The organism is uncultured Granulicatella sp., assembly GCF_963516875.1.
Lineage (GTDB): Bacteria > Bacillota > Bacilli > Lactobacillales > Aerococcaceae > Granulicatella.
In genome coordinates this window covers 81,713-103,871 of sequence record NZ_CAUQCL010000003.1, presented here as the reverse complement: position 1 = coordinate 103,871, position 22,159 = coordinate 81,713, and the positions used below count along the sequence as shown (strand labels likewise).

Annotated in this window: 18 protein-coding genes and 1 pseudogene; 2 read left to right on the top strand and 17 right to left on the bottom strand. The window is 32.3% G+C overall.

Going from position 1 to position 22,159, the window contains the following annotated elements:
- Positions 1-142: 142 nt before the first annotated feature.
- Both parC and parE read right to left on the bottom strand, forming a co-directional pair.
- On the bottom strand, positions 143-2,599 hold the full coding sequence (gene parC / locus RWM24_RS02170) for a DNA topoisomerase IV subunit A (protein WP_314111097.1): 2,457 nt from the start codon (positions 2,597-2,599) through the stop codon (positions 143-145).
- Position 2,600: 1 nt separating this feature from the next.
- A complete protein-coding gene (parE, locus tag RWM24_RS02165; protein ID WP_314111095.1) occupies positions 2,601-4,649 on the bottom strand; it encodes a DNA topoisomerase IV subunit B in 2,049 nt (682 codons plus the stop codon).
- A gap of 173 nt (positions 4,650-4,822) precedes the next feature.
- Here parE and plsY point away from each other — a divergent pair, with 173 nt between their 5' ends.
- Positions 4,823-5,422 (top strand): glycerol-3-phosphate 1-O-acyltransferase PlsY, encoded by a 600-nt coding sequence (gene plsY, locus RWM24_RS02160; protein ID WP_314111093.1) that lies wholly within the window; start codon positions 4,823-4,825, stop codon positions 5,420-5,422.
- A 459-nt stretch (positions 5,423-5,881) separates the two neighbouring features.
- Here the strand turns inward: plsY and galE are convergent, their stop codons facing one another.
- The 11 genes and pseudogenes from galE to ylqF all read right to left on the bottom strand — a co-directional run bounded on the left by galE (position 5,882) and on the right by ylqF (position 18,278).
- Entirely contained in the window at positions 5,882-6,880 is a 999-nt protein-coding gene (galE, locus tag RWM24_RS02155; RefSeq protein WP_314111091.1) for a UDP-glucose 4-epimerase GalE, read from the bottom strand.
- Between the two features lie 422 nt (positions 6,881-7,302).
- A pseudogene (locus RWM24_RS02150) lies at positions 7,303-7,404 on the bottom strand (Clp protease ClpP); the annotation flags it as partial.
- Positions 7,405-7,544: 140 nt separating this feature from the next.
- Entirely contained in the window at positions 7,545-8,495 is a 951-nt protein-coding gene (locus RWM24_RS02145) for an Abi family protein (RefSeq protein ID WP_314111089.1), read from the bottom strand.
- Positions 8,496-9,450: 955 nt separating this feature from the next.
- Positions 9,451-10,254, bottom strand: a complete 804-nt coding sequence (gene codY / locus RWM24_RS02140; RefSeq protein WP_314111087.1) for a GTP-sensing pleiotropic transcriptional regulator CodY — start codon at positions 10,252-10,254, stop codon at positions 9,451-9,453.
- 15 nt (positions 10,255-10,269) lie between these two features.
- Positions 10,270-11,676, bottom strand: coding sequence for an ATP-dependent protease ATPase subunit HslU (hslU, locus tag RWM24_RS02135; RefSeq protein ID WP_314111085.1), 1,407 nt, complete (start codon positions 11,674-11,676; stop codon positions 10,270-10,272).
- 11 nt (positions 11,677-11,687) lie between these two features.
- A complete protein-coding gene (gene hslV, locus RWM24_RS02130; RefSeq protein WP_006702671.1) occupies positions 11,688-12,215 on the bottom strand; it encodes an HslVU peptidase proteolytic subunit in 528 nt (175 codons plus the stop codon).
- Positions 12,216-12,226: 11 nt separating this feature from the next.
- The gene (gene xerC / locus RWM24_RS02125) at positions 12,227-13,168 is read right to left on the bottom strand and encodes a tyrosine recombinase XerC (RefSeq protein WP_314111083.1); all 942 of its coding nucleotides are present in this window, start codon (positions 13,166-13,168) and stop codon (positions 12,227-12,229) included.
- 364 nt (positions 13,169-13,532) lie between these two features.
- The gene (gene topA / locus RWM24_RS02120) at positions 13,533-15,602 is read right to left on the bottom strand and encodes a type I DNA topoisomerase (protein ID WP_314111081.1); all 2,070 of its coding nucleotides are present in this window, start codon (positions 15,600-15,602) and stop codon (positions 13,533-13,535) included.
- A gap of 105 nt (positions 15,603-15,707) precedes the next feature.
- Positions 15,708-16,574: a DNA-processing protein DprA gene (gene dprA / locus RWM24_RS02115; RefSeq protein ID WP_314111079.1), complete on the bottom strand. Its 867-nt coding sequence runs from the start codon at positions 16,572-16,574 to the stop codon at positions 15,708-15,710.
- A 71-nt stretch (positions 16,575-16,645) separates the two neighbouring features.
- The gene (locus RWM24_RS02110; RefSeq protein WP_314111077.1) at positions 16,646-17,419 is read right to left on the bottom strand and encodes a ribonuclease HII; all 774 of its coding nucleotides are present in this window, start codon (positions 17,417-17,419) and stop codon (positions 16,646-16,648) included.
- A gap of 1 nt (position 17,420) precedes the next feature.
- Positions 17,421-18,278: a ribosome biogenesis GTPase YlqF gene (gene ylqF / locus RWM24_RS02105; protein ID WP_314111075.1), complete on the bottom strand. Its 858-nt coding sequence runs from the start codon at positions 18,276-18,278 to the stop codon at positions 17,421-17,423.
- A gap of 142 nt (positions 18,279-18,420) precedes the next feature.
- On the opposite strand from ylqF, the gene RWM24_RS02100 reads away from it, so the two are divergent.
- Complete coding sequence (locus RWM24_RS02100; protein WP_314111073.1) at positions 18,421-18,678, top strand: hypothetical protein; 258 nt, start codon at positions 18,421-18,423, stop codon at positions 18,676-18,678.
- Positions 18,679-18,716: 38 nt separating this feature from the next.
- Here RWM24_RS02100 and RWM24_RS02095 read toward each other — a convergent pair whose 3' ends face one another.
- From RWM24_RS02095 to RWM24_RS02080, 4 genes are all read right to left on the bottom strand, one after another.
- Positions 18,717-19,415 carry an MgtC/SapB family protein gene (locus tag RWM24_RS02095; protein WP_314111071.1) on the bottom strand — a complete coding sequence of 233 codons (699 nt, stop codon included), beginning with the start codon at positions 19,413-19,415 and terminating at the stop codon, positions 18,717-18,719.
- 125 nt (positions 19,416-19,540) lie between these two features.
- Positions 19,541-20,344 (bottom strand): ABC-2 family transporter protein, encoded by an 804-nt coding sequence (locus RWM24_RS02090; protein WP_314111069.1) that lies wholly within the window; start codon positions 20,342-20,344, stop codon positions 19,541-19,543.
- Between the two features lie 4 nt (positions 20,345-20,348).
- Entirely contained in the window at positions 20,349-21,128 is a 780-nt protein-coding gene (locus tag RWM24_RS02085; protein ID WP_314111067.1) for a hypothetical protein, read from the bottom strand.
- Positions 21,125-22,093, bottom strand: a complete 969-nt coding sequence (locus tag RWM24_RS02080; protein WP_314111065.1) for an ATP-binding cassette domain-containing protein — start codon at positions 22,091-22,093, stop codon at positions 21,125-21,127. The genes RWM24_RS02085 and RWM24_RS02080 overlap by 4 nt, the downstream gene beginning before the upstream one ends.
- Between the last annotated feature and the right edge of the window lie 66 nt (positions 22,094-22,159).

Here is a 22,159-nt window from a genome sequence, read left to right as displayed (position 1 = left end):
AAGACTTTCTATAGTAGTATGGGCATGATAAGCCAATCGGCTTATCACGCAGGAAATTTTGAGACCAAGGCTCAAAATTTAGCTATGAAACTCGCAGAGCGAGTTTGCTAGCGTCCTAATACTACTATTTTAAGAAAGTCTATTAAATATTGTATACAAACTTCTTCAAGACCGTTTTCGTCAATCCATCCGCATCATTTAACAATGCTGAACCATTACTTGTACGATCCACTAAACTTAAATCCATTGGACGAATCTCTTTCATTTCTCCATTTATCGAAACAATAACATATTCTTGTTTTGATGTAATAGTACCATCTAAATAAACAACACGGTGAGGATTACTCTTCAATTCTCGTAAGACCATTAACCCTCTCTTAGCTCTTGTAAGCATAGAAACCTCTAAAACATTAAAACGTTTCACCGCTCCACGTTGAGTCGCCAAGAAAGCTGAAACAACTTTAGATTCTGGATTATAAACCATTGCTCCAGCAACAAAATCATCTTTTCTTAAATTAATCGCTTTAACTCCACTTGCAACCGTACCAACAACTGGAACTTCGCTTAATTCATAACGTAATCCAAAACCACAATGCGTTACAATGAAGATTTCTTGTTCTTGATTTGGAACTATTTCAATCGCTACTACTTCATCCGTTGCTGTTTTCAACTTAATCGCATTACTTGTACGAGTTTTATACCCTCGATACGTATTAAATTCATTCAACACAGTTTGTTTTACAAGTCCCTCTTTTGTAAAGAATACAACTGTCCAGTCTTGATATACATCATTACTATCTTTTTCTTTCACCATACCGGCTAAAATAATTTCATTAGTCGCTAAAGAAATGGATTGACTTAAATGATGCCCTACATCTTTCCATTTTGCTTCAGGTATTTCATGAACTGGTAGATGTAAATAATTCCCTTTAGACGTAAATAACACTAAACTATCTAGAGTCGATACTTTTTGGACAAGTAAGACTTCGTCCCCTTCACGCAATCCATTCTCTTCAGGAGCACTTGAAGCAAACGAACGTGGACTAACTCGTTTGTAATAGCCTTGTTTTGTAGCTACTACATACACTTCTTCTTCCGGAATTAAAATCTCTGTTTCAATTTTAATTTCTTTAATTTCAGCTTGAATTTCTGTTAAACGAGATGTCGCATATTTTTTCTTTAACTCACGTAATTCTTGCTTCATCACTTGTAATAACGTTTTTTCTGATTTTAGAATGCTTGTTAAAGTCGCTACACGTTCATTTAAGTCTAATTTTTCTTCTTGTAAAATTGTAATATCAGTATTCGTTAAACGATATAATTGCAAGCTGACAATTGCTTCCGCTTGTGTCATTGTAAAATCATAAGTTTCGACTAATTTTTCTTTCGCATCTTTTTTATCATTACTATTGCGAATTAATGCAATCACTTCATCTAAAATCGATAAAGCTTTCATTAAACCATCTACAATATGCAAACGATCTTGCGCTTTACTTAAGTCAAACTGAGTTCGTTTCGTAATGACTTCTTTTTGATGGGCAATATAAGAATCGATTATTTTCTTCAATCCAACTTGCATTGGACGTCTAGCATCAATGGCAACCATATTGAAATTATAATTAATTTGAAGTTCGGTATTTTTTAGTAAATAATTTAAAATTCCTTCTGCATTTGCTTCTTTCTTCAATTCAATTACAATTTGTAATCCAGTACGATCTGATTCATCCCTTACTTCAGCGATACCTTCAATTTTTTTGTTTAGACGAATTTCATCAATTTTCTTCACTAATAATGCCTTATTCACTTCATAAGGAATTTCAGCAACAACAATTTGACTCTTTCCACCTTTAATGTCTTCAATCGAAGTTTTAGAACGAACCACTACTTTTCCTTTTCCTGTTTCATACGCTTGTTCTAGTTCATCAATCCCTTGAATAATCGCTCCAGTTGGAAAATCTGGACCCTTTACAAATTGCATTAATTCCTTAACCGTTGCTTTAGGATGATCAATGGTATGAATCGTTGCATCAATGACTTCACCTAAATTATGCGTTGGAATTTCAGTTGCATAACCAGCAGAAATCCCTGTAGCACCATTGACTAATAAATTCGGGAATCGAGCTGGTAAAACAGTTGGTTCTTCTTCTGTATCGTCAAAGTTTAATACAAAATCAACCGTTTTTTTGTCTAAATCACGTAATAATTCTTCAGAAATTTTTGATAAACGAGCTTCCGTATAACGCATGGCAGCTGCTGGGTCTCCATCCATACTACCGTTATTCCCATGCATTTCAACTAAAACATCTCTTAATTTCCAATCTTGGCTTAAACGAACCATCGCTTCATAAACCGATGAATCCCCATGAGGATGATAATTACCAATTACATTACCGACAGTTTTAGCAGATTTTCTAAATTGTTTTTCGCTTGTATTCCCTTCTACAAACATCGCGTATAAAATACGTCTTTGTACAGGTTTTAATCCATCTCGAATATCTGGTAAGGCACGATCTTGAATAATATATTTGGAATAACGTCCAAAGCGATCGCCCATTACATCTTCAAGATTTAACTCTTGGATATCTTGTTGCAAGCTCATATTATTCCTCCTCCATTAAAAGTGATAATTGTTCAACAGATGATGGAGAATTTATTTCTTCTTTTGTAGCTTTAGAAACTTTTGGTTGTTCATTCACTGTTAAATGCCCTTCTGTTTCTAAAATACTCTTTCCATCTTCTAAGCTAAACTCTACGTGACTTTCAATCCATTTTCTACGTGGTTCAACTTTATTCCCCATTAATGTACTTACACGACGTTCTGCTTGAGCTCTATCATCGATGACAACACGAATTAGTGTTCTTGACTCAGGATTCATCGTTGTCTCCCATAATTGGTCTGCATTCATTTCCCCAAGACCTTTATAACGTTGTAATAAGTAGCCTTTACCAACTTTTTTAATTTTTTCCTCTAATTCTTTTTCAGTCCAAGCATATTCTACGACTTGTTTTTTACCAGTTCCTTTTGAAATCTTGAACAATGGAGGTAATGCTAAATAGACTTTTCCTGCTTCAATTAAAGGTTTCATATAACGATAGAAGAATGTTAATAGTAATACTTGAATATGAGCTCCATCAGTATCCGCATCGGTCATAATGATAATTTTATCGTAATTAGAATCTTCAATATTAAAGTCATTCCCTACTCCGGCACCGATAGTATAAATGATTGTATTAATTTCTTCATTTTTTAAAATATCGGATAAAGATGCTTTCTCCGTATTAATGACTTTTCCTCGTAATGGTAAGATTGCTTGGAATTTACGGTCACGTCCTTGTTTCGCTGAACCACCCGCAGAATCTCCCTCTACCAAGTAAAGCTCATTCTTTTTAGGATTTTTCCCTTGAGCAGGTGTTAATTTACCAGATAGAAGTGTTTCTTTTTTCTTTCCTTTTTTACCATTACGGCTCTCTTCTCTTGCTTTACGACTCGCTTCACGTGCTTCTCTTGCTTTTAGAGCTTTACGAATTAATTCTTGAGCGATTTCACCATTTTCCGTTAAAAAGATTCCTAATTGTTCAAAAATCGTATTATCCACAATACTTCTTGCAGCAGGAGTTCCTAATTTATCTTTCGTTTGCCCTTCAAATTGTAAAATTTCTTCCGGAACACGTAATGAAACAATCGCTGTTAATCCTTCACGAACGTCACTACCTTCTAGATTTTTATCTTTTTCTTTTAATAGACCTACTTTACGAGCATATTCATTAAAAGCTTTTGTTAAGGCAGTTTTCATCCCAACTTCGTGAGTTCCACCATCTTTTGTACGAACATTATTAACAAATGATAAAATTGTTTCAGAATAGCCATCATTATATTGGAAGGCAAATTCTGTTTCTACTCCATCAATCGTACTATTGAAATCTACAATTGGAGATAAAGTATCTTTTTCTTCATTTAAATATTGAATAAAATTACGGATTCCTTCTTCATAACAAAATACATCACTTGTATCCGTTCTTTCATCCGTTAATGTAATTGTTAATCCTTTTAATAAAAAGGCAGATTCACGTAAACGTTCTGCTAAAGTTTCATAAGACCAAACAATAGTTGAAAAAATATGTTTGCTTGGTAAGAAACGAACTGTTGTCCCAGAACCTTTACGATTTGTTTTTTCTTTTTTAATGGAACTAACTTTTTCTCCACCTGTTTTAAATGTTTGAGTGTATAATACACCATCACGTAATACTTCTACTTCTAACCAATCCGATAAGGCATTTACAACGCTGGCTCCTACCCCATGAAGTCCTCCAGAAGTTTTATATCCACCTTGTCCAAATTTACCACCAGCATGTAAAACGGTAAAAATGACTTGAATGGTTGGAATTCCTGAAGCATGTTTTCCGGTTGGCATTCCACGTCCATTATCTCGAACAGATAGTGATCCATCTTTATGAATTGTGACATCAATCTTACTTGCATATCCAGATAAGGCTTCATCGACTGCATTATCAACAATTTCATAGGCAAGATGATGCAATCCACGATGGTCAGTTGAACCGATATACATCCCTGGACGTTTTCGAACGGCTTCTAATCCTTCTAGTACTTGAATTGAATCATCATTATATTGGTTAGTGACTTTACTCATTCACGACTCTCCTTCTTCCAATTTATAAAACATATCTACTCTATCATACTTAATTTTTCAAATATTGCAAGAATTCTTCCTATAACTCCTTAAAATCGTACTAATTTTTTTAAAATATGCTATAATCAGTGAGTATAAATTAAATTTAACGGATAAAGGAGAAAGAAATATCGATGCTATCCATTGTTTTAGGTGCTACGATGGCATATTTATTAGGATCCATTCCTTCTGGATTATGGATTGGACGTAAGTTTTTTCAAATTGATATTAGACAATACGGAAGTGGAAATTTAGGAGCTACCAATTCCTTTAGAATTCTTGGTAAGAAGGCAGGAACCATTGTTTTACTGATGGATCTTTTAAAAGGTTCGATCAGTGTTCTTCTGTTAAAGCAAATGGATTTACATGGGATTTCACCACTTATTATTGCATTATTTGCTGTAATCGGTCATACGTATCCATTATTTGCGAATTTTAAGGGTGGAAAAGCTGTTGCGACTTTTGCTGGAGTTATATTAGCGTATAAACCGGAATTGCTAATTCCTTGTTTATTTTTATTTCTTATTATTTTAGGGATTTCTAAAATGGTAAGTTTTTCTAGTATGGTCACTATTTCCATTGGTGTACTAGCATCTCTTTACTTCCAGGATATGGTTTTAACAACGATTGCATTTATTGTTGATTTATTTATCATTTATCGACACCGTACCAATATTCAAAGAATATTAAATGGTACAGAAGCTAAAGTTGATATTTTTAAATGGAAGAAATAACTTAAAAGCGTAACAAAAGATAGGAAGAAAAATATTTTTTGGTTGTGAGGTCGCCAGTAGCCTCTTCGAGTCTCTTGGCTAAAATTCGAGCCTTGGTCTCGAATTTTACCTGTAATGAAAGCTAGGGGCTAGCTTTCATTACTTTCACTACAAAAAAATTTTTTATTCCTATCTTTTATACTATAAAACGTAATTTCACAATAAAGTATTAATTCAATATTTCTAAATTTACGGGTTTATACTTTATAGGGTTGATGGAGAAATTTTACCAACCCTATTTGTCAAACAGCCTAAACTATTTACTCCAACAACTAAAAAAGGAATTAAGCAACCTGACGCTGCTTAATTCCTTCACTAAAATTGTTTCATCAACCCTATTTGACAAAGAGCCTAATATCTATAGGGGATTTACCCACTACAAATATTATAGAGACTATTTATGATTGATGTTTCTGTTATTTATTCCAAAATGTTTTTGCCTTCTTTAACACGCCAACGATAATCTGATAAAATAATATCTTCGAGGGAGTAGCTAGCCTTCCAATCAAGATATTTTTTAGCTTTTGATGCGTCTGCTAGGACGCTGGCTGGGTCACCAGCACGGCGAGCAACAATTTCGTGTGGTATTTTTTGATTCAGTAATTCTTCAGCAGTTTTAAAGATTTCTTTGACGGTATAACCTTTTTCAGTTCCTAAGTTAAAGATTTGAGAAGAACTGTCTTCTTGAAATAGGTAGTTCATTCCTTTAACATGAGCCTGTGCAAGGTCTAAGACATGAATGTAATCCCGAATACATGAACCATCACGTGTATCGTAGTCATCTCCAAATATTTTGAGGCTATCATTTTGTCCCAATGCGGTCTTGTTGATATTTGGAATGATATGAGTTGGATTTTTCACGCGCAGACCATTTGAAGCATCCATTTCAGCCCCAGCTACATTAAAGTAACGGAAAATGACATATTTCCAATCGTAGCGATTGGCCATCCAGTAAATCATTCGTTCGCCCATCAGTTTTGTCTCTGCATAAGGGTTGACAGGGTCGAGTAGGGTATCTTCAGTTGCTGGCTTGTCAATACAGTTATTACCATAGAGGGAAGCAGTCGAAGAGAACATGATTTTTTGAATGCCAACTTCAGATAAGACTTTGAGAACTTGGTTCATACCAGCAACATTGGCAGTGAAGTATTTACTTGGATTTTCAATACTTTCGCTCACAACAATTTCACCTGCACAATGTAGAACAGCGTCAACCTTGTTTTCTTCCAAGTAAGTTTTTAAAGCACTAGCATCATAAACATCCAGTTGTTTAAAGCTAGCACGACTATCCACAGCCGCTCGATTTCCTGTAGAGAGATTATCGAGGACATGCACCTGGTAGCCAGCATTTAAAAGAGCTTTAACGGTATGGGAGCCAATGTAGCCAGCTCCACCTGTAACAAGAATTGTTTTGATCATAATTTTCTCCTTATATGTTCATATTTAATTTCTTTATGTATTAAGAATATCATTAATTAAATTTTTTATCAATTTTTTTGAAAAAATGAAAATAATTGAAAACAACAGAAAATATTCTGTAAACCATGAAAGTATGAACATTTTTTGTTATAAATTTTTTTCGTTAATTTATAATTAGGTTGGTATTGGAATGTTTATTAGATTTTGCACCATATGCAAGAGAATACTATCCTTTTCTAAGATAGAGCATGACTAAGATACTAACTTAGAAATCTACCTTCCCACTATCCTTCTCCTATAATCCTGAAGCTCCTATGATGTTGCTATTTGAATTGTTTAACATAATTTTTTCCTTCTTTCTTTTATAAAAATTTGTTTTTGCATGTTGAGTCAATCAATTCCCGATTGTTGATTCTCGTATCTTCATTTAACATTTCTATGGCTTTCTGCATCTCCTCGGTATTTCCATATGCCACTGTCATCGGATTATGAATCATAAGCATTGCAACTGGGCTCATAAGGACATCCACACATTTGTAGCCATACGCGCCATCGTTATCAATACCGAGTCCGTTGTACGCTAAATATCTTAAAAGTCTAATACTTCTTGTTTTTGTTATCATGTTAATTTCCTTTCTTGCTCACAAAAAAAGACACCCAATGATTATTGGTGTCTACGTTTTTTATATTTTTTCACTTTAAAATTATTTTGAAAAATTTCCTTATTTACAAATCCATAATATTGAGCAGTTACATCGTTGTTGATTAATTTATGTAAAGATAAATTAATACTATCTAATTTATATTTATTATTAATTTTACGAATCATGTGTAAAATAATCAGTAATGGTAAAGCAATTCTATTACTGTATACATTAGATTGATACTGATATAATATATTTTTCCACTCTTCCTTTATAATAGGTGTCGTTGTTAATTTTGTATCTATGAAATTAGAATTATGCGCACAGATATTACGAATTAAATTAACACATTTTAACCAAGATATAAGTTCTATATTGGTACATTCAAAAAAATCAGCGATATATTTTTTGTTACTTTTAGACATTAATTCAATTAAATTAACCACTTGACCAAATGTCAGTAAATCAACACTTAACCAAATAGGTGGATACTTTTTTCTATCCGATTTTAATTTTTCGTTAATTTCTGCATTATTTTGTCTACTTAAAGCCTTTTTTATGACACTCTTGTATTCTTGTTCTTTCAACTCTAAATAATGTTTACAATACTCTCTTTTATCACACCAATGAGCAAAAGATAAATAACTATATGCTCCTTGACCTCTACTGCTTAAAACGTAAGAAACTTGTGTTTTTAAACAAACTTCGATATCTTCTAGAGCGTGGAGAAGTTGAATACGTAAGTTTTTATCTTGATAATATCTAGATAAGATATCTTCAAAAGATTTTCCTTGATAATCTATACCTGACTCTATTTTTCTACAAAAAGGGCGTCCGAATTCTTTTATTTTATAATAAGGAATTCGTGACAATGTTATCTCTGCCTGTTTGTCATCTCCAAAAATCATATTTCTACTTTTAAATATTTCGATTTGTTCGCTGTATTCCTTATGCAAAAATATACTTTCCATCCTCGCCCACCTCTTTCTATAAAAAAAGCCCCCCGTCAGATCATGTCTGTGCGTATTGCTGGGGGGCCGTTGATATCTTACAGATATAATAACCTATTTTCTTTTTGAAATCAATTAGGAAGAAGAAATTCATAAGAAAAAATTTATATTTTTACTATTTTCATTCATCTTATAGATTTATACTTGAATAAATTTAAATTTGAGTCTCTATATAGAATCCACCTTCACAGTAATAATGAAAAAAACACCTAACTTCGGTGCTATAATTTATAGGGTTAATGGAGAAAATCCACCAACCCTATTTTAGTGTATACAAAAAGTGCTTCATCCCTTATATTAAAAGCGTCCAAACTATTTAAGAGGAGATAAAGACCCTATGACTAGGGTACAAGAAGTTGTACTAAATTTAAAGATATAAATGTAAAAAAAGAAATTAAAGTCGAAGCTTGCGAAACAGTTTCTGAATCCTATATCGCTAAAAAAAATGAATATTTCAGTTCATACTGTTTGTAAAATTTTAAATTAAACTGCTAAAGCTAGTACGAATTTTGCTTATTGTGACACTATTACTCATCAACTTATTGATGTTGTTCAAGATAGAAAATGAAGAATTTAATTAATTATTTCAACCAGTTTCCTTTACAAACACGCTTAAATGTTATAAAAATTTCTATAAAATTGTTTCATCAACTCTATTTGATAAAGACCAATAAAAGATAGGAAGAAAAATCGTTTTGTAGTGAAAGTAATGAAAGCTAGGGACTAGCTTTCATTACAGGTAAAATTCGAGACCAAGGCTCGAATTTTAGCCATGAGACTCGCTTACGAGGCTGCTGGCGACCTCACAAACAAATAAGATCTTTCTTCCTATCTTTTATATATTCATGGCGTTTTTCCACTATAAGTTCTAAACGTACGTAATAATTACTCTTTTTGGTAAGTTATTCCTTTTTACTTATAAATTAGCTAATTCATCATTCAATGCTTGGTGAATGTGTTGGTTCTTAATTCTTAAGAATGTTCCTTTTGTACCCAAGCTTCTACTTTCTAATACACCTGCAGATTCTAGTTTACGAATCGCATTTACAATTACCGTACGTGTAATATCAAATTCTTTGGCAATTTTTAATGCTGTAAATCGTAATTCAATACCATCAAATAACGATAAAATAATTTTAATGGCTTCGATTTCACTATAAGAAAGAGATTTTAAAGCTAAATGGACATTTTGTTTTTCTCGGTTTTCTTGTTCAATTCGTTTTGTTTGCCAGTGCAATAGCTCAGTTCCAATTGCGGTTGCTGCATGCTCTGCTAAAATCAAATCACCTGCGGAAAATGACTCTTTAGCTTTTCCCATCACAACAAATCCTAAACGGTTCCCAGAAGCATAAATCGGAATAATCGTTGTTTTTGCTTCAAGATATTCCTGTTTTAATTCCACGGGAAAAATCGTTAATTCAGCATCTACTGATATATTTTCTAAATTTGTTTCTATAGAATTCAAAGCGTTCATATAAAAATCAGGAAATTGTCTCGTTGAAACATATTCATGCATCCGAGCATTATTTAACTTAAATTGATCATGAACCCCTAAAATTCTACCTTCTGGCGATGCAATAAATAAATCCACTTTCAATAGAGTTCCTAGTACACCACTTAAAGTATTAAATGGTAAATCGGCTTTTTCATCTAATGTCCATAAATTATCATATTGTAAAACCGTATTGATTTTTCTTAAATCGTTAAGTACTTGTTGCAATATTCTTTCTCCTTCCTATAAAATATAACGACTTAAATCACGATCAGCTGTTATCGTATTTAATTTTGATTCCACATATTGCTCAGTAATTTGAATGCTTCCCATTTGCATTTGAGGAGCTTCAAATAATAATTCTTCTAATAATGTTTCTAAAATAGTATGCAATCTTCTTGCGCCAATATTTTCCATATTACTATTCACTTCAAACGCTGTTCTAGCAAGTGCTGAAACAGCTTCTTTTGTAAAGATAACTTCAACATTTTCGGTAGCCAATAATGCTTTATATTGTTTTAATAGAGCATTTTTAGGTTCTGTTAAAATACGTTCGAAATCTTCTTTTGATAAATCTTGTAATTCCACACGAATTGGGAAACGACCTTGTAATTCAGGCATTAAATCGCTTGGTTTAGCAACATGGAAAGCTCCAGAAGCAATAAATAAAATATGATCAGTTTCAATGGCACCATATTTTGTTTGAACTTGGCTTCCTTCTACGATAGGTAAAATGTCTCTTTGAACCCCTTCTCTTGAAACTTCCCCGCCATTATGTCCTTTTGCAGCAATTTTATCAATCTCATCAATAAAAATAATTCCTGATGTTTCTGCTAATTTTAATGCTTCTGCATGTACATCATCTTTATTCACTAATTGATCTGCTTCCTGTTCAGTTAAAATATCTAACGCTTCTTCTACACTAACTGTACGTTTTGAACGTTTTTTAGGTGTCATTTGGTCTAACATGGATTGGATTTGTATCATTTGCTCCATTCCATTTGAATTGCCAGCCATACGTAATGGTTTTTCTTCTACTTCAATCGTAACTTCTTGATTTTTTAGTAAACCATTTCTCAATTGTTGCTCAATTTCACGTCTTGATGCAGCAATTTCCTCTGTTACTTCTTCTTTTTCCTCTTGTGGTAGGTCTGTTTTTGGTAAGCCCATTGATTGGAATAAATTCATTAGAGAATCTTGTTGTGGATTTGCCACTTTTTTCATGATGCCAGGTTTTAAAATTTTTGCTAATTTACGAACAGCCTTATCATAAGCTTGTGGACGTACATCTTCTTGCTTTTGTTTTTGAACAATACTAATCGCATTTTCAACTAAGTCACGAACCATTGATTCTACATCACGACCAACATATCCCACTTCTGTAAATTTAGTGGCTTCTACTTTAACAAATGGAGCATCAACTAATTTAGCTAAACGTCTCGCTAATTCTGTTTTCCCTACACCAGTTGGTCCAATCATTAATAAGTTTTTAGGCGTCACTTCTTTTTGCATTTCTTCATCTAATAATAATCGACGATAACGATTACGTAGAGCAACTGCTAAAGCACGTTTAGCACTAGCTTGTCCTACAATAAATTGATCTAATTCGTGTACGACCTCTCTAGGTGTCTTACTAATTTTTGAATTCATTTTCCCGTCTCCTATACTACTTCTGTAATAATTGCATCATTTGTATACACATCAATTTCTGAAGCAACTTTTAAACTTTCCCTAGCAATATCTTCTGCGCTTAAATTTTCATCCCCAAATCGTAATAAAGCTCTAGCAGCAGATAATGCGAAGTTTCCACCCGAACCAATTGTTAAAATACCATCATCAGGCTCAATTACTTCCCCTGTACCAGAAACTAATAATAACTGGTCTTTATTCATTACAATTAACATCGCTTCTAATTTTTGTAAGGTACGATCAGTTCTCCATTGTTTTGCTAATTCAATTGCTGCACGTTGTAAATTCCCTTTGAATTGCTTTAATTGATCTTCAAACATTTCTTCTAAAGTAATCGCATCTGCAACACCACCAGCAAAACCAACAACGACTTCTCCACCGAAGATTCGTCTAATTTTTCTAGCGCTACCTTTCATAATAATTCTTTCGCCCATGGTAATTTGACCGTCACCTGCAATAGCAGATTGATTCCCTTTTTTAACGGCGCATATTGTTGTCATTTTAAAACCTCCTATGGTTTATGGTTAAATTTGGATGCATCAAAAGTATCTTCCTCTTGTTTTGCTCTTGGAAAATATAATTGATAATTTTGTTGCAATGCATCTTTTGTAACATGTGTATAAATTTGAGTAGAACTTAAACTAACGTGTCCTAATAATTCTTGAACAGTTTTCATATCTGCTCCATTATTTAGTAAATGAGTCGCAAAAGTATGTCGCAACATATGCGGATGAATTTTTAATTGTAATCCACTTTCTTGTAATAATTGATTTAAAATATAGCGAACTCCTGTCGTTGTTATCGGGTCTCCTAAATGATTCACGAATACAAAAGCATGTTCTTTTTTATATTGGCTCATTAAAGTAGTTCTACTTTCTTCTAAATAAAGCTGTAAAGCCTCTGTAGCAAAATCCCCTATTGGAACATAACGTTCTTTTGAACCTTTCCCAATGACCAAAATAACGCCATTTTTTAAATCTAATTGCTGTAAAGTTAATTCGGTTAATTCACTCACACGCATCCCTGTAGCATATAATACTTCAATTAACGCACGATTACGTTGGTCTAAAGGCTGATTTCCATCAATGGAAGCAATAAATTTTTCCATCTCATCTTCATAAAAAAATTCAGGAAGTCGTTTTTGTCCTTTTTTATAAGAAACACTCGCAAATGGATTTTCCTCAACAAATTCGTGTTCTAATAAGTATTGATAGAATGAACGAAGACTTGATAAGAAACGTGAAATACTGGAACGGTTATATTGTTGCTGATGTAATTTTCCTAAATAAATCCGAACATCCACTGCCGTAACTTCAGACAATTTTGTTAATGGAATTTCTTTTAAAAACATTAAAAATTGTTCAATATCTCGTTGGTACGCTTCAACTGTTTTCAACGAATATCTTCGCTCAACGGTTAAATATTGAATAAACGCATGAAATTGTTCTTCCATCTAACGACATCCTTTCTCCATATAAAACTGTAGCATAGTTTCTAACAACTGACAACTAAATTGTCAAAATTTTCCAAACAATTTTCACTACAAAAGAAATTCCCTTTTATTTTTATTAGGAATGAATTTCATTTATCAGTTAGAATTTAAATTTATTTATAATCCAAAAGCTAAATAATATTTTTGTAGTTAAAGTAATAAGTTCTGCGAAAGCAGAAACTATTACAGATAAATTTGAGACCAGGGCTCAAATTTAAGCTATGAGACACCGAAGGTGGCTGCTAGCGTCCTCAACTACACCAAAATTATTATTTAGCTTTTGGATTATTACGAAAAAAAGAAGCCTTTCGGCTTCTTCTCATCATTATTTTTGAATTTCTTCTTTATAATCGCATTGGCTACATACAATTTGTTTGCCACTTTTTACTTTTTTCTCTACAAGATAGTGAGAACATTTCGGACATTCTCTTCCTACTGGTTTATCCCATGACACAAATTCACATTCAGGATAACGATCACATCCATAGAATAAACGATTCTTCTTCGATTTTCTCTCAATCACATGCCCTTGATGACAATGCGGACAAGTTACCCCAATCTCTTTTACAATCGCTGCAGTATGACGACAATCAGGGAAATTACTACAAGCATAGAATTTACCAAAACGTCCCAATTTAATCACCATTGGATTTCCACAAACTTCACAATTAAATCCTGCAGGTTCATCTTTAATTTGGACTTTCTCAATTTGAATTTCTGCTTTATCCACTTCAGCCTTAAAAGGTTGATAGAATCGATCAATAACTTGAACCCACTCTTGTTTACCAGCTTCAATTTGGTCTAATTCTGATTCCATTTCAGCAGTAAATCTTGTATCTACAATATTCGGGAAATAATTTTGAATCATTTGATGAACAATTTCTCCCAATTCCGTTGGCTCAAAACGTTTCGTTACCAATTTTACATAGTAACGTTTTTGAATCGTTTCAATTGTTGGAGCATAGGTTGAAGGACGTCCAACTCCAATTTCTTCTAAAGTTTTAATTAAAGTTGCTTCTGAATATCTAGCAGGTGGTTGAGTAAAGTGTTGTTCTGGATCTAATTTTTGTACAGATACCGTATCCCCCTCAACTAATTCAGGTAATACATTAGATTTTTTAGCATCCGCATTATCTTGATACACTTTTTGATAACCAGCAAATTTAATGGTAGAACCATTAGCTTTAAATACTTGTTGATTTTGTTCTAACTCAACTTGAACTGTATCGTAAACAGCTGCAGACATTTGACTAGCTACAAATCTAGACCAAATTAATGTATAGAGTTTTAATTGATCTTTTGTTAAATAAGATGCAATAGAATCAGGTGTTCTCATGACAGATGACGGACGAATCGCTTCATGGGCATCTTGAGCACCTTCAGAAACTTTTGTTGAACGAGTAGAATTCGAATACTCACTACCATACTCAGATAAAATAAATGATTTTGCTTCATCCTTTGCAGTTTGCGAAATTCGAGTTGAGTCTGTACGCATATACGTAATTAAACCGACTGAACCTTGTCTTCCTAGTGATACGCCCTCATATAATTGTTGAGCGACCATCATTGTTTTACGAGTTCTAAAGTTTAATTTATTAGAAGCATCTTGTTGCAAACTACTTGTTGTAAATGGTGCAGCAGGATTTCTTCTTCTTTCTTTTTTCGTGACTTTTTGAACGGTAAAAGGTGATTTCTCATCAATTTGTTTCAAGACTTGATTCACTTCATCTTGAGATTTTAATTCAACTTTTTCAGCAGTTGTGCCATAATAACTTGCTGAAAATTTCTTAGTTGATTTTTGGAAAGTCGCATCTAATGTCCAATATTCTTCTGGAACAAAAGATTGAATTTCTCTTTCTCGATCGATAATTAATTTTACAGCGATACTTTGTACACGACCTGCACTTAAGCCTTTTTTCACTTTTTTCCATAAAATTGGAGAAATCGTATATCCTACTAAGCGGTCTAAAATACGACGAGCTTGTTGTGCATCGACTAAATCCATATCTAAATTTCTTGGATTTTTAAATGCTTCTTTTACAGCATCCTTTGTAATCTCATTAAATTCAACACGAATCGGTTTAGTCGTATCTAATCCTAATAAATGTGCTAAATGCCATGAAATAGCTTCCCCTTCTCTATCCGGGTCACTTGCAAGATAAACAGCATCGGCTTTACTCGCTTCTTTTTTCAAAGATTTGATTAGATCCCCTTTCCCACGAATAGAAATATAATGAGGTTCATAATTATTTTCAATATCGATCCCCATTTTACTTTTTGGTAAATCACGTAAGTGACCTTTACTTGCCACTACTTTAAAATTCTTTCCTAAATATCTTTCAATTGTTTTCGCTTTTGTTGGTGATTCGACAATCACCAAGTTTTTCTTAACCATATCGAAACTCCCTTCACAGAAGTATATGCTTGTTTTCAATAATCGTTATTCATCATAGCGAACGAAAGTTTGTTTGTCAAATTAAAAACTAAATAATGAAGAATTTTATGGGAAATAATGAAGAGAATCTAAAATATCGTTCGCATTTCGTATCGGAAATGCTCCGGCCGTAATCAATTCATTCGTCCCTTTAGAATATTCACTTGTGATGTTACCAGGTAAGGCAAATACTTGACGATTTTCACTTAAAGCTACATTAGCGGTAATTAAACTTCCACTATGCAATTTAGCCTCGATTACACATAATCCATGACTTAATCCTGCGATAATTCGATTTCGATAAGGAAAATGAAACTTTAAAGGTGGACTATCTAATGGATATTCTGACAGTATCAGTCCTTTTTTTCCTATTGCATCATACAAACTTTGATTTTCCTTAGGGTAGCAAATATTAATGCCATTTCCGATAACCGCAATCGTTTCGCCATTTAACTCTAACGTAAGTTGATGTGCTAAACTATCTACGCCTCTGGCTAGTCCACTAATAATAGATACTTTTCTTTCAAGTATATCGGGTAGTAAATATTCTAGCGCTTCTTTGCTATAGGGAGTATGGTTTCTTGCACCAACAATTCCGATAGATAAACGATTAAATAACTCCAGTCTTCCCTTGTAAAATAGTACAATTGGTGGTAAATAAATTTCTTTTAAACGTTTAGGATACAACGCATCTTCATACATCAAAAAATGAATTCCTTCTTTTCGATACTTTAATTCTAAACTAGCAAAATCGGTATTTCTTAGCCAATCGATTTCTTCCAAACTTAATTCCTGATGAATCGCTTCTAATGTAAAAGTACCTTCTGTCCATTCATTTTGACATAAGCGTTGATATAACTCCCATCTTTGTTGACTACTCCCCTTATCCCTCATTGCTAGAGCAATCATTAATGTTCGTCTTGTCCATTCCATAAAAATAACCTTCTTTCTCGAAATAACATTTCTACTTGTTATATACGAAAAAAAAGGCTAAAAATATTTTTTTATTGCAAAAAATCTTTAATTGGAGCAAAAGTTTTTCGATGAATTGGACAAATTCCTTTTTTATTTAGTCCTTCCAAATGTTTTGTCGTTCCATAACCTGCATTATTAGAAAAATCATATCCAGGATATAATTCATCAAATTCTTGCATCATTTGATCACGCACTTGCTTGGCAACAATACTTGCTGCTGCAATCGATATACTCTTTGCATCTCCTTTTATGATGCCAATTTGAGGTGTATTCACATCAATTTTCATCGCATCAATTAACAAATAATCCGGTTGAATCTTCAATTCACTGACTGCTTGTTGCATTGCTAAACGACTCGCTTGATAAATATTCACTTGGTCGATAATATCTGCATCCACAATTCCAATTCCTATTGCAATAGCTTTTTCTTGAATCAATCGATAAATTTCTTCCCGTTTAGAAGCTGATAGTTTTTTTGAATCATCAAATCCTAAATCTTCGATATTTTTCGGTAAAATGACTGCTGCAGCTACTACAGGACCTGCTAATGGACCACGTCCCACTTCATCGACACCTGCAATAAAATTAGCTCCTTCTTTGTATGCTAAACGCTCATAATATTGCATTTCAATAAAATGTTCTGCACGTTTTTGTTCTTTTTCAATTCGTTTTTGACATGATTTGAGAGCTGTTTGAACTCCTTTTCTCATATCTAAACTCAATTGTTGAAACATGGGATCTTCCATCGAATGAATCGAACTAAGTATTTCCTTAATCTGACTAATGGTATATTTTTCAGTCATTTTATACACCTTCCAAACTAATAGGAGCAGTATCTAATGTATATCGTCCTAATTTACCACCACGAATATCAAAAATAATACGCTCACTTGCTCGTTCGTAATCATCTTTGAATCCTAACTTTTTCGTAATAAGTAATAATAAATCCACATCTGATAATTCTAAATCAGCTTCACTCAATCCATAAGGCTTTCTTAGAGCATCTGTATAGTAAGTTCTAAAAATATTAATCGCAAATAACGCTACATCATCCATATGTAATAATGAATCTTTAATAGCTCCTGTAACTGCTAATTTATTTCCAATCTCTTGATTATCGAATTTTGGCCATAAAATACCAGGCGTATCTAACAATTCAAAATCATTCCCAATTTTTAACCAACGTTGTCCTTTAGTAACACCAGGACGATTCGCAGTTTCAGCTTGATTTTTTTGAATCATACGATTAATAAATGTTGATTTTCCAACATTTGGGATTCCTAATACCATTAAACGAATCGGACGAGGACGTACCCCTTTTGCAGCTAATTTTTCAAATTCATCCGCCATTAATACTTTAATCGCTGCTTTTACTTGATTCAAGCCTTTACCATCTTTAGCTTCCACTGTTAAAACTTCAATGCCTTCTTCTTGGTAATAGTTCATCCATTTCTTTGTTTGAATTGGATCAGCTAAATCAGTCTTATTCAATAGCATTAATTGTTTCTTTTGTCCTTTTATCTCATTTACAATTGGATTACGACTTGATTCCGGAATACGTGCATCTACTAATTCGATTACAACATCTACTAATTTTAGTTTTTCAATGGCTTCTCTTTTAGCTTTAGCCATATGTCCAGGATACCATTGTATCGTTGCCATTCATTTCATCCTTTCTTACTACTTGTACTTTATTCTGAACTATTTTAACATACTCCCTTTTTATTTCAAAATTATTCATAGTCACAAGCAGACTTTTAGTGTATAATCACCATATTATTTTTATGCTGAAAGGAATAAATATATGAAAAAATTGATTCAACTAATCGATAAGTTCGATGGTCCTCAATCAAGATTAAGTAATGAAGAATTTTTTATTCGTGAAAAACTATTACTATATCTAAAACTATTTTGGGTATTCTCCATTGTTATTTTTGTCTTATTAGGAATCATCGTCAGCATTTCTTATTTCTTCTATTTCTTTTATTATGCCATTATTTTATGGATCATTACGAAAGTGTTAGACGTGTTGCTATATTTTTACTTGAACAAAAAGCCTTGAAGGAAGCAATCCTACTCCTCCAAGACTTTCTTATTTCATTATCCAATTGATGCTTTAAATTTAACTTTCTTAATTTTAAAATCAATACCCTTTTCTTGAATTGTCTTTTTAAAATCTTGAACAAAAATACGAGCATCATTATCAATTTGAATAAAGAGCTCATAACCTTCCTCAGACTTTTTTACTTCTACATTGGAGGATTGATATTGTTTTAAATTACAATGACGATGGATATCATGTATAACATTTAAATGGCTAATAATACCAGTAATATTTAATTGATACATTTGTCGATTCACACTTATTTTACGATGTGTCAATAATTGAACAATAACTACAACAGCACAACACGCACTTCCAAAGAACCAGAATCCTCCACCTATTGCCATTCCAATACCAGAAGTTGCCCATAAACCAGCAGCTGTAGTTACACCACTAACACGCATATCACGCATGTAGATAATACCACCACCGATAAAACTGATACCACTCACTACTTGAGCAGCAATACGAGTAGTATCTGCTGCATCAGGAGTTTCCCAAAAAGCTTCTTTCGAAACAATCATCATTAAAGCAGAAGCTAAAGCAACAATTACATGAGTTTTCACCCCAGCTTGTTTATTACGTGATTTACGTTCATAACCAATCGCCCATCCACATAAACAGGCAATAATAATGGATAAAAAATGACGTAATTCTAATAAAGCATCAAATTGATGTAAAAATATTTGATCCATTTAACTTCTCCTTTTTACTCATTAATACTATTCTTATAGAATGTATTCAATCGTATAATTTTTCAAAGAAAAAGTCAAGCTGAATGCTGTGGGTGATATAATATTTTAGCTTTTTTCACATGGATTTAACCACCAATACTTTGATATTTCTTTAGCCCTTGTTTCCAAAAGAATTGATAAACTAAATAAAAAATAATCCATCCTGAACTAACATTCATTAATGTTTCTAAAGTAAATCGATTAGTACTTAGTAATAACTCATGTACAGGAAAATATCCTATAAAACTAAATGGTATAATCATTAATACAGCTTTTAACCATTGAGGATATATTGAAATTGGATAATTTCCAAGTTGAGAAACTTCCCAAAAAATACTTTTAAGCCCATCATTTGATACCCACCAAAATGCAGTAGTACTTAAAGATAAATAAATAGCATATCTAACAAAAATAGAAGAAAGTATAAAGAAAAATAATTTAATAAAGAAGATAGCTGTCCACAATTCAGATAATTGAGTGATTGATCCTATTAATAATAATAAAGCTACAACTGTTTCAAATACAGATTCTTCATCTAATTGAAAAATAATAAACTGAAATAAAATATTTAAGGGTCTTACTAAGAAAATATCTAACTCTCCACTTTGAATCATATATGGAATTTCAAGTACAGTTACAAAAAATATTTCCCATAACGCATTTACTAACATCAAGTAAGAATAAAAAAATAACACTTCATATCCACTAAACTCACCTAAAAATCCTGTATTCATAACAATAATATAAAGAACAAATAAAGTTGAAATTGTTTCTAGAAAAAAGCCCATATTTCCTAAAACAAAATCAATAGGATACATCATTATTCGTTTGATATCCATTCTTACAAATTCAGTATAAATTTTTCTATAAAATTTTAACGAACGAATCATCATGTTACCCTCCCATAATTTCTAGTTTTGAATAGACTCTTTTTTGTAAAATGAATAAAACTAAGAGAAAGAAAAGAATCCAACATAATTGAATTAAAAGTGCAGTTTTATAGGAAAACAATTGACTTCCACTTAATATTGCACTAGGAAAATATTGTAAAGCAACAAAAGGCAGTTTTAATACAATTAGTTTTAAGGGTTCAGGATAAATATCTATCGGCAAAACTCCCCCTCCAAGTAATAAAATTAAGCCTGAAATTAAACTTTTAGTTCCATTTATACTAATTAAATACGGAGAAAGTAATCCTATAATATGACCAACAATTAATGAAAGTATCCAACTTAAACATAAAGATAGAAATGCCAACAAAAGAACACCATTAATAGTTATGAGATTTATTTTGAAGAAAATAACATAAATAACCCAGATAGGAATAATTCGATAAATCATCTTATAAACACTATTCCCCATTTGAATAGAAGAATTGACTAAAAACAGCATTTGTGGGCGCTGTAAATAATTAGCTATTGTTCCCTTTAAAATAATATGATTCATAAAATCGGCTGAAGAAAATAAAGGCAATAAAGACGATAATGTTAAGGCAAACATAGAATAAATAATAATTTGTTGTGTATTCATACCATTTGTTTTTTCAACATATGTCCAAATATAATACTGAATTACAATAGCAATAAATGTACTCATAATCGTCATAACATTATTCATGCGATATTTTTTATTGGACTTAAACTGGTAAAGTATGTATGTTAATAAACCTTTCATTCTAACATCCTCTTTACCGTCATTAATTCTGATAAACTTAAATGAACAACTTCAAAATTATCAGGATGAACATTATTTCGAATAAATTCAATCGCTAATTCTTCTGAAATTTCACGAGTATCAAAAAAATATTCAGTAGAAAAAATATTTTTTGCTAATACTTTTATAGCTGAATTCTCTATCGATTCATGCTGTCCTTGTTCGTGATAAACTATCACTTTTTTCAAATAAGAATATTGATTTTTAAACTCTTCAATACTTCCTTGATATGCATTGATACCTTTATTCAGAATAATAATTCTTTGACAAACTTTCTCAATCTCTTGAAAATCATGACTAGTAATCATGAAAGTCATATTTTTTTGCTCATTAACTTTTAAAATAATTTCCATCATTTTTTGTTTTGTTTGAACATCAATACCAATTGTAGGTTCATCTAAAATAACTAACTTAGGAGAATGAAGCAAAGCACAAATGAATTCTCCACGCATACGTTGTCCTAAAGAAAGTTCTCGTACTGGTTGATTAATATATGCTCTTACCTCTAATTCATTTATTAACCATTCTAACCATTTATCGTCTTCAGTAGATGTTCTAGAATAAATTTTTTGTAAAAACTTGAAAGAATCTAACAGTGGTAAGTCCCACCATAGATGAGATTTCTGTCCAAACATAACTCCGATTTCAGAAGCATTTTTTCGACGATTCTTGAACGAATCTTTTTCAAAAACAGTTACATTACCAGAATCTGCAGGGATAATTCCTAACAACATCTTTATTGTCGTAGATTTTCCAGCACCATTCTCACCAATATAACCAGCAATTTCCCCTTCGTTAATTTCTAAATTTAAATCTTGAATAACTGTTTTCTTTGCCTTTTTTGTAAATAATTTTTCTGTAAAAGACTTTTTTAATTGTATATCTGAATCAATATATTCTTTATATACATTTTCAAAACGAATCATACTCTTCTCCATATATCATAAATAAAATTTTATCCGTACAGACACTCTATGTACACTCCACCCATG

What these genes read in the sequence shown, in the direction of transcription:
- RWM24_RS02095 (WP_314111071.1), bottom strand. Translation starts at nt 19,415, where the DNA reads ATGGATCAAATATTTTTACATCAATTTGATGCTTTATTAGAATTACGT.
- hslV (WP_006702671.1), bottom strand. Translation starts at nt 12,215, where the DNA reads ATGACAACAATATGCGCCGTTAAAAAAGGGAATCAATCTGCTATTGCA.
- RWM24_RS02080 (WP_314111065.1), bottom strand. Translation starts at nt 22,093, where the DNA reads ATGATTCGTTTTGAAAATGTATATAAAGAATATATTGATTCAGATATA.
- RWM24_RS02085 (WP_314111067.1), bottom strand. Translation starts at nt 21,128, where the DNA reads ATGAAAGGTTTATTAACATACATACTTTACCAGTTTAAGTCCAATAAA.
- hslU (WP_314111085.1), bottom strand. Translation starts at nt 11,676, where the DNA reads ATGAATTCAAAAATTAGTAAGACACCTAGAGAGGTCGTACACGAATTA.
- plsY (WP_314111093.1), top strand. Translation starts at nt 4,823, where the DNA reads ATGCTATCCATTGTTTTAGGTGCTACGATGGCATATTTATTAGGATCC.
- topA (WP_314111081.1), bottom strand. Translation starts at nt 15,602, where the DNA reads ATGGTTAAGAAAAACTTGGTGATTGTCGAATCACCAACAAAAGCGAAA.
- parC (WP_314111097.1), bottom strand. Translation starts at nt 2,599, where the DNA reads ATGAGCTTGCAACAAGATATCCAAGAGTTAAATCTTGAAGATGTAATG.
- parE (WP_314111095.1), bottom strand. Translation starts at nt 4,649, where the DNA reads ATGAGTAAAGTCACTAACCAATATAATGATGATTCAATTCAAGTACTA.
- dprA (WP_314111079.1), bottom strand. Translation starts at nt 16,574, where the DNA reads ATGGAATGGACAAGACGAACATTAATGATTGCTCTAGCAATGAGGGAT.
- RWM24_RS02110 (WP_314111077.1), bottom strand. Translation starts at nt 17,419, where the DNA reads ATGACTGAAAAATATACCATTAGTCAGATTAAGGAAATACTTAGTTCG.
- RWM24_RS02145 (WP_314111089.1), bottom strand. Translation starts at nt 8,495, where the DNA reads ATGGAAAGTATATTTTTGCATAAGGAATACAGCGAACAAATCGAAATA.
- galE (WP_314111091.1), bottom strand. Translation starts at nt 6,880, where the DNA reads ATGATCAAAACAATTCTTGTTACAGGTGGAGCTGGCTACATTGGCTCC.
- RWM24_RS02090 (WP_314111069.1), bottom strand. Translation starts at nt 20,344, where the DNA reads ATGATTCGTTCGTTAAAATTTTATAGAAAAATTTATACTGAATTTGTA.
- xerC (WP_314111083.1), bottom strand. Translation starts at nt 13,168, where the DNA reads ATGGAAGAACAATTTCATGCGTTTATTCAATATTTAACCGTTGAGCGA.
- ylqF (WP_314111075.1), bottom strand. Translation starts at nt 18,278, where the DNA reads ATGGCAACGATACAATGGTATCCTGGACATATGGCTAAAGCTAAAAGA.
- RWM24_RS02100 (WP_314111073.1), top strand. Translation starts at nt 18,421, where the DNA reads ATGAAAAAATTGATTCAACTAATCGATAAGTTCGATGGTCCTCAATCA.